The organism is Kitasatospora nipponensis, from assembly GCF_039528135.1.
Classification (GTDB): domain Bacteria; phylum Actinomycetota; class Actinomycetes; order Streptomycetales; family Streptomycetaceae; genus Kitasatospora; species Kitasatospora nipponensis.
In genome coordinates this window covers 1-5,836 of the sequence record NZ_BAAALF010000132.1, presented here as the reverse complement: position 1 = coordinate 5,836, position 5,836 = coordinate 1, and the positions used below count along the sequence as shown (strand labels likewise).

Below are 5,836 nucleotides of genomic sequence, written 5' to 3'. Positions count from 1 at the left end.
CTTGTCTTCCTAAGACCGCTTGGCCTCCGACTTGTCCTGCTCACCGCCTGCGGTGGCGGCGCGCAGCACCCGGCCGCCGTCGCGGCGGGCACGGCCGCGGCCGCGCCCGTACCGACGGCCTCGGGGGCGGCGTCGGGATCAGCATCGGGGTCGGCACCGGCTGCCCCCGCGGCGCCCTCGGCACCGGGGTCGGCATCAGCGTCGGCCTCGACCTCGGGAGCGGCCACGGTGGCCCTGCTCTCGGCGGCCGAGCTGCCCGCGAACGCGGTCGAGCAGTGGAAGCCGCTCGCCGCGCCGCGCACCGTGGCGGTGACGCGGGCGGTCCAGGTCAACGAGTGCGCCTCCGTCACCGGCGCGGTCTCGTGGCAGCAGCTGGGCTACGTCGGCGCCTACCAGACGCCGGCCGAGCAGGACGTGTTCGGCTTCGCCGACGATGCGGCCGCGCACACCGCCTACCAGTCGCTGCTGACCCAGATGGGCAGCTGCCAGACGCAGTCCCGCGCCGTGCAGACCAAGGCGCAGGTCTCCGCCGACGCCCAGGTCAGCCAGACCGCCACGACCGACCAGGGCACCGCCTGGTCGCGTCAGTGGACCGGGGTGCAGGGCCTGTCCGCGGCCGGCCCGCAGACCGACCACCTCTTCGCCGTCCAGCACGGCAAGACCCTCGCCGTCGTCCACTTCGACGAATGGGCCGGCACCTCCGCCGCCCCCTACAGCACCCGATCGGACGGCGACCTGCTCACCGCGGTCGCCAACCGGCTCGGCTGATCTCCCCCTCTCCCCCTTCCCTGGAGACCCCCATGTCCTCGAACCGCCCCCACCTGCGCCGCTGGGCCATCGGCCTCTTCGGCGCCGGCGCCGCTTCCCTCCTCATCAGCGTCCCGGCACACGCCGCCTCCTCCACCGACGGCAGCATCTCGCGCGACGAGGTCATCCAGCGGGCCCAGAGCTGGGTCAGTCAGGGCGTGCCCTACAACCAGGGTGCCAACCACACCGACAGCAACGGCAGCTACCGCGAGGATTGCTCCGGCTTCGTGTCGATGGCCTGGCACCTGTCCGACAGCCTGGTCACCCAGACGCTGCCGGGGGTCTCCACCCAGATCGCCGCCACCCAGCTCCAGCCGGGTGACGCGCTCGACTACACCGCCGAGCACGTCATCCTGTTCGGCAACTGGATCGACCAGTCGGCCGGGACGTTCAACTACTACGCCGAGCAGAACTCGCGCGTCCTGACCAACCAGTACCAGGGCGACCTCAACGCCAGCTCGCTGGCGGGCTGGCCCACCAGCTCCTACACGCCGCTGCGCTACGACAAGATCGAGGGCACGGCCAGCAGCACGCCGCCGGCCGTCACCGCGCCCACCAGCACGGCGACGCCCACCCCTGCGCCCGCTCCGGCCAAGCCGTCCACCCCCACCACGGGCACGAGCGGCACGCACTCCTCGCACCACTCCAAGAGCTGGTACTCCTCGTACCGCTGGTGGTAGACCCCACCGCCACACCAGCGAACGCCTCCGCCCGCAGCGGGGGCGTTCGCACGTCCGCGCACGGACCGGCCTGCCGGGAGCCTGAGGCCGACCCTCGGGGTCACGGGGTCACGGGGTCAACGTCCGTACACGGAGACGCAGTTCCGACTGGTCGCGGTGAACGGCTCGCGCTCCCAGCCGGACCACCGCTCCCGGAGGCGCAGGCCGGCGATGCGGGCCATCAGGTCCAGTTCGCTGGGCCAGGCGTAGCGGCAGACGATCGGGAAGACGCTCGTGCCCTGCGGCGACAGCACCACATGGCTCTCGTCGAGAACCTGCCGCACCGGATCGTGGCGCCCGACGTCGAGGGTGACCCGGCCCACCGCGATGTGTTCGGCGTCGACGTACTGGTCGTCCCGCAGCCGGTGCAGGTAGCCGGGAACGAACGCCTCCACGACGAACTCCCCGTCCTCGTCGAGGTGCTCGGCGACGTTCTGGAAGCAGCGGACCTGATCGTCCTGGGTCAGCAGGTTGAAGAGCGTGTTGTACACCAGGTAGACCAGCCGGTAGCTGCCCTCGACCGGTACCTCGGCGAAGTCGCCCATCACCACGGTGAGATCGTCGCCGCCGGGTTTCGCGCGCAGCCGGCCGACCATCTCCGGCGACAGGTCCACCCCGTCGACGCGCACGCCGCTCGCGGCCAGCGGCAGGGCGATCCGCCCGGTGCCGACGGCGAGTTCCAGCACCGCGCCGCCCGCCGCCCGCTCGCGCAGGAAGGCCACCGTCGCCGCCTCGTCGCCACGCAGGTGATCGTCGTAGCGGTCCGCCGTGTCCTGGCGGAAACTGTCCATCGGGTCGTAGCCCTTCATGGCCATGGTCGGGCCGTCCCTTCCTCGTTCGGGTCCGTGCGGCGCGGTGGGCGGGACATGGGCGTCGGACGCGTGACGCGACTCCCGGTTCGATGAAGTGTCAGGGAGAGTCGAGCAGCCCTCCGAGGCCTCGGCAACCGAATTTCCGGTGGCCGGCCCGGCGTTCCGGGCCCAGGAGCGGGTCCTATGATCCGACTCACACTTGCCGGGAACAGCGTTGCCCGGACCGCCGCATCGCTACGGTCGGGACATGTCAGACAAGATCATCGGCACCGATCGGGAGGCGGCACGGCAGCGGCTGCGGCAGGCCTTCACCGACCCGCGCGAGTTCACCTCCTCGCCGCTCTACCGCGCGCTGAGCCGCACCGTGGCGGGCGAGGACCGGCTGCTCGAGCTCGCCGGCCGGGGCCGCCCCGGCCAGTACCCCACGTTCCTGTTCTTCGCCGCGGTCCACCACCTGCTGCTGACCGGCACCCGGCACCCGCTGGCCGCGTTCTACCCCTCCCTCGTCGGCGAAGGGCGGCAGGCCGCCCCCGGGCAGGAGGCCGGCGCCGCGCTGATCGCCTTCTGCGCGGAGCACGAGCAGGCGCTGACCGAGGTGATCAGCACCCGGCTCGTCCAGACCAACCAGGTCCAGCGCGCCGTGGGCCTGCGCTTCGGTCTGAGCAGCATCGCGGCCGAGGTCGCCGCCCCGGTTCACCTGATCGAGGTAGGGGCCAGCGCCGGACTGAACCTGCGCTTCGACCGCTACGGCTACACCGTGGGCGACCGGACCTTCGGCGATCCGGCCTCACCGGTCCAGCTCGTCACCGAGCACCACGGCACCGGTCCGCTGCCCGACCTCGACGTCCTGCCGGACCTCGCCAGCGTGCGGGGTGTGGACCTGAACCCGATCGACGTCCGGGACCCCGACGCGCGCGGCTGGCTCGAGGCCCTGGTCTGGCCGGAGAACCACGACCAGCGGGCCCTGCTGGCCGCCGCCCTCGAACTGACCGCGACGGACCCGCCCCCGATCCAGGCCGGCGACGCCATCGACGTCCTCCCCCGGCTCGCCGGAGCCCTGCCGGCGGGCGAACCCAGGGTCGTCTTCCACTCCGCCACCCGCATGCACGTCCCCGCCCACCGGCTGGACGCCTTCGACGCCGCCATCGCCTCGCTCGGCGAGACCGGCCCGCTCTGGTGGATCTCCGTCGAGGACGCCCCCGATCCGGACCCCCGGCCCGCGCCCACCCGCCACGGCGCGGCGCTGCGGCTGCGCGCCCCGGACGGCGAGCGGCGCACGCTCGCCGTGGTCGAGGGCCACCTGCGATGGCTGGAGACCTTCACGGACGCGTAGTCCGGACCGCCCGCCACCCGCCACCCGGGCGGGGGTGTGGACGCGGGCGGCGGGCCGGGCGGCGGGCCGGGCGCGAACTGCTGCTCGTCAGGCCTGGGCGGCCGCGCACTGGGGGTGGCCCCAGCTCGCGCCGACCTTGGTGATCGGGTCGCCCTTGGCGTAGGAGCGGCTGCACGGGCAGGTCCCGGGGAACTTGGCGGACAGCGTCCGCGTGCCACCCGAGGAGCCCGCCTTCTTCCCGGACGAGGTGGCGGGGCGGCTGCTGCGCGGCGTGGAGGCCGGGACCGGATCCGGTACCGGCAGATCGGCCGCGGTGCCACCGGCGTCCTGCTGGGTACGGGCGGCGTCGCTGGCGGCCTTGTCGGCGATCGCGTTGAGCGGATCCCCGTTCACCTGGTGGGCCGGGACGTAGACGAAGGTGACGTCCCGGCCCTCCAGGAGCGCGTCGATGCGCTGGATCAGCTCCTGGTTGGCCACCGGCTTGCCGGCCGCGGTCTTCCAGCCGTTGCGCTTCCACCCCACCAGCCACTTCGTCACCGCGTCGCGGGTGTAGGTGCTGTCGAGGCGGACCTCCAGCGCCGCGGCGGCGTCCGTCGCCTCCAGCAGCCGCTCCAGCGCCGTGAGCTCGCCGATGTTGTTGGTGCTGTGGCCGAGGGCACCGGCCTGCCAGCGCTGCGGCGCCCCGGTGGCGTCCGCGACCACGAAGGCCCAGGCCGCCGGCCCGGGGTTGCCCTTGGCGGCTCCGTCACACGCTGCGATGAGTCGTTCGATCATGCCCTCGATGATGTCAGGCCCGGAACCGTACTGGTAACGCCCCTGTCGCAGCAAGGGTGGTGCGCATGCGGATGCAGTGGGCCGGCGCCGGAGTAGACAGCCGGCGACCTCAGCCGGCACTACGGCGCGAGCAGGGCGTCGAGGACCCGGCCGAACATCCGGCGCCCGGCCGCCGCCAGGAGGGGGTCGGCGGCGCGCGGCACCCCGCGGCAGAACACCTCCTCGCGCCAGGTGACCCGGCTGCCCTGCCCTTGGGGAACGACCAGGATCTCGGCCCAGCCCCGCACCACGGTGCCGCGCTTCTCCAACCGGCAACGGCCGACGGCCCCGGACCCGGACCCGGCGTCGGGGTCGGGGCCAGGACCACCGGGCCCGGGACCGGCGGCAGCGCCCGGCGGCTGCCAGAGCACGATCTCCATCGGGTCGTCGAACCCCAGCCCGAGCAGGCTCGTGCGGGCGACCACGACGCCGCCCAGCCCCTGCGCCGTCCCGGCCACCGGCCCTACCCGGGTGAACGGCACGTTCGCGGAGTGCCTGGGCCAGTCGGTCAACCTGCGCCAGGCCTCGTCAGCGGGCAACCGCGCGGTACGGGACAACTCGAAGCCGGCCATGGGCCCCAGGCTACGGGCGTCCGGAGCCGGGCCCGGCGGACCGACGCGCCACCGCCGCCCGGATGTGCGACGTTGGAACAGGGGGCGACCGGAGCTTTTCCGCGAGAGGAGCAGCCATGTCATCGAAGCGGCGCCGCAAGAAGAAGGCACGCACCAAGCACAAGGCCAACCACGGCCGCCGGCCCCAGTGCTGAGCGCACCGACCCGGTAACGAGAGCGGCGGGCGTAGCGGCGGTCCACTCAGGCACCGGCCACCGCCACCCCGCCGCTCCTCCTGCGCGCCGGCGCACCCGCCCTCCCCCGCCCGCCCTCGCGGTCACGGCCGCTGCGGCGCACCGATCAACGGGGCGCGGACCGGGGCGGCGAGGCCAACGAAGACCACGAGTTCGTGTCCACCGGGATTGCTCTGCAACGGCACCGTCTGCCAGTTGTTGGTCAGCCAGACGTTGCCCGACGGATCGATCTGCACGCCGGTGTTCCGCGCCAGCCCGTCGCTGGTGTAGCCGGTGGCCGCGGGCGAGATCGGCTCACCCGTGTGCTGGAAGGTGTCGGCCGGCTGGGGGCGGCCCGGCCGGCCCGCCGCCGAGCGCGAGTGCGAGTCCGACCTCGACCGCCTCGCCGCTGCCGGGTACCAGCGGATAGCCGTTGAGCTGGGCCTCTGCGCACGCCGCCGGACCGGTGGTGTGCGCAGGGGCCCCGGTGATCGTGCTATGGTTTGGACACAACGACGCGGGGTGGAGCAGCTCGGTAGCTCGCTGGGCTCATAACCCAGAGGTCGCA

At 73.4% G+C, this 5,836-nt stretch carries 8 protein-coding genes; 4 read left to right on the top strand and 4 right to left on the bottom strand.

Features of this window, described 5'->3' with window-relative positions:
* The first annotated feature begins 228 nt into the window (after positions 1 to 228).
* Together ABD323_RS28500 and ABD323_RS28495 are read left to right on the top strand one after the other, a co-directional pair.
* Complete coding sequence (locus ABD323_RS28500; protein ID WP_344444860.1) at positions 229 to 768, top strand: hypothetical protein; 540 nt, start codon at positions 229 to 231, stop codon at positions 766 to 768.
* 32 nt (positions 769 to 800) lie between these two features.
* The gene (locus ABD323_RS28495; protein ID WP_344444859.1) at positions 801 to 1,487 is read left to right on the top strand and encodes an NlpC/P60 family protein; all 687 of its coding nucleotides are present in this window, start codon (positions 801 to 803) and stop codon (positions 1,485 to 1,487) included.
* A gap of 116 nt (positions 1,488 to 1,603) precedes the next feature.
* Here the strand turns inward: ABD323_RS28495 and ABD323_RS28490 are convergent, their stop codons facing one another.
* Positions 1,604 to 2,341, bottom strand: coding sequence for a class I SAM-dependent DNA methyltransferase (locus ABD323_RS28490; protein ID WP_344444858.1), 738 nt, complete (start codon positions 2,339 to 2,341; stop codon positions 1,604 to 1,606).
* 244 nt (positions 2,342 to 2,585) lie between these two features.
* Between ABD323_RS28490 and ABD323_RS28485 the strand changes: the two genes are divergently transcribed.
* Positions 2,586 to 3,671 (top strand): DUF2332 domain-containing protein, encoded by a 1,086-nt coding sequence (locus ABD323_RS28485; RefSeq protein WP_344444856.1) that lies wholly within the window; start codon positions 2,586 to 2,588, stop codon positions 3,669 to 3,671.
* A gap of 87 nt (positions 3,672 to 3,758) precedes the next feature.
* On the opposite strand, the gene ABD323_RS28480 is transcribed toward ABD323_RS28485, so the two are convergent.
* Together ABD323_RS28480 and ABD323_RS28475 are read right to left on the bottom strand one after the other, a co-directional pair.
* Entirely contained in the window at positions 3,759 to 4,445 is a 687-nt protein-coding gene (locus tag ABD323_RS28480) for a ribonuclease H family protein (protein ID WP_344444855.1), read from the bottom strand.
* A 119-nt stretch (positions 4,446 to 4,564) separates the two neighbouring features.
* The gene (locus ABD323_RS28475) at positions 4,565 to 5,056 is read right to left on the bottom strand and encodes an SRPBCC family protein (RefSeq protein WP_344444854.1); all 492 of its coding nucleotides are present in this window, start codon (positions 5,054 to 5,056) and stop codon (positions 4,565 to 4,567) included.
* 62 nt (positions 5,057 to 5,118) lie between these two features.
* Between ABD323_RS28475 and ABD323_RS46220 the strand changes: the two genes are divergently transcribed.
* Complete coding sequence (locus ABD323_RS46220; protein ID WP_486327159.1) at positions 5,119 to 5,250, top strand: hypothetical protein; 132 nt, start codon at positions 5,119 to 5,121, stop codon at positions 5,248 to 5,250.
* Between the two features lie 122 nt (positions 5,251 to 5,372).
* On the opposite strand, the gene ABD323_RS28470 is transcribed toward ABD323_RS46220, so the two are convergent.
* Positions 5,373 to 5,525: a hypothetical protein gene (locus tag ABD323_RS28470; protein ID WP_344444853.1), complete on the bottom strand. Its 153-nt coding sequence runs from the start codon at positions 5,523 to 5,525 to the stop codon at positions 5,373 to 5,375.
* Positions 5,526 to 5,836: the final 311 nt, after the last annotated feature.

Coding starts and splice junctions, on each gene's coding strand:
- ABD323_RS46220 (WP_486327159.1), top strand. CDS start 5,119: ATGTGCGACGTTGGAACAGGGGGCGACCGGAGCTTTTCCGCGAGAGGA.
- ABD323_RS28475 (WP_344444854.1), bottom strand. CDS start 5,056: ATGGCCGGCTTCGAGTTGTCCCGTACCGCGCGGTTGCCCGCTGACGAG.
- ABD323_RS28490 (WP_344444858.1), bottom strand. CDS start 2,341: ATGGCCATGAAGGGCTACGACCCGATGGACAGTTTCCGCCAGGACACG.
- ABD323_RS28480 (WP_344444855.1), bottom strand. CDS start 4,445: ATGATCGAACGACTCATCGCAGCGTGTGACGGAGCCGCCAAGGGCAAC.
- ABD323_RS28485 (WP_344444856.1), top strand. CDS start 2,586: ATGTCAGACAAGATCATCGGCACCGATCGGGAGGCGGCACGGCAGCGG.
- ABD323_RS28495 (WP_344444859.1), top strand. CDS start 801: ATGTCCTCGAACCGCCCCCACCTGCGCCGCTGGGCCATCGGCCTCTTC.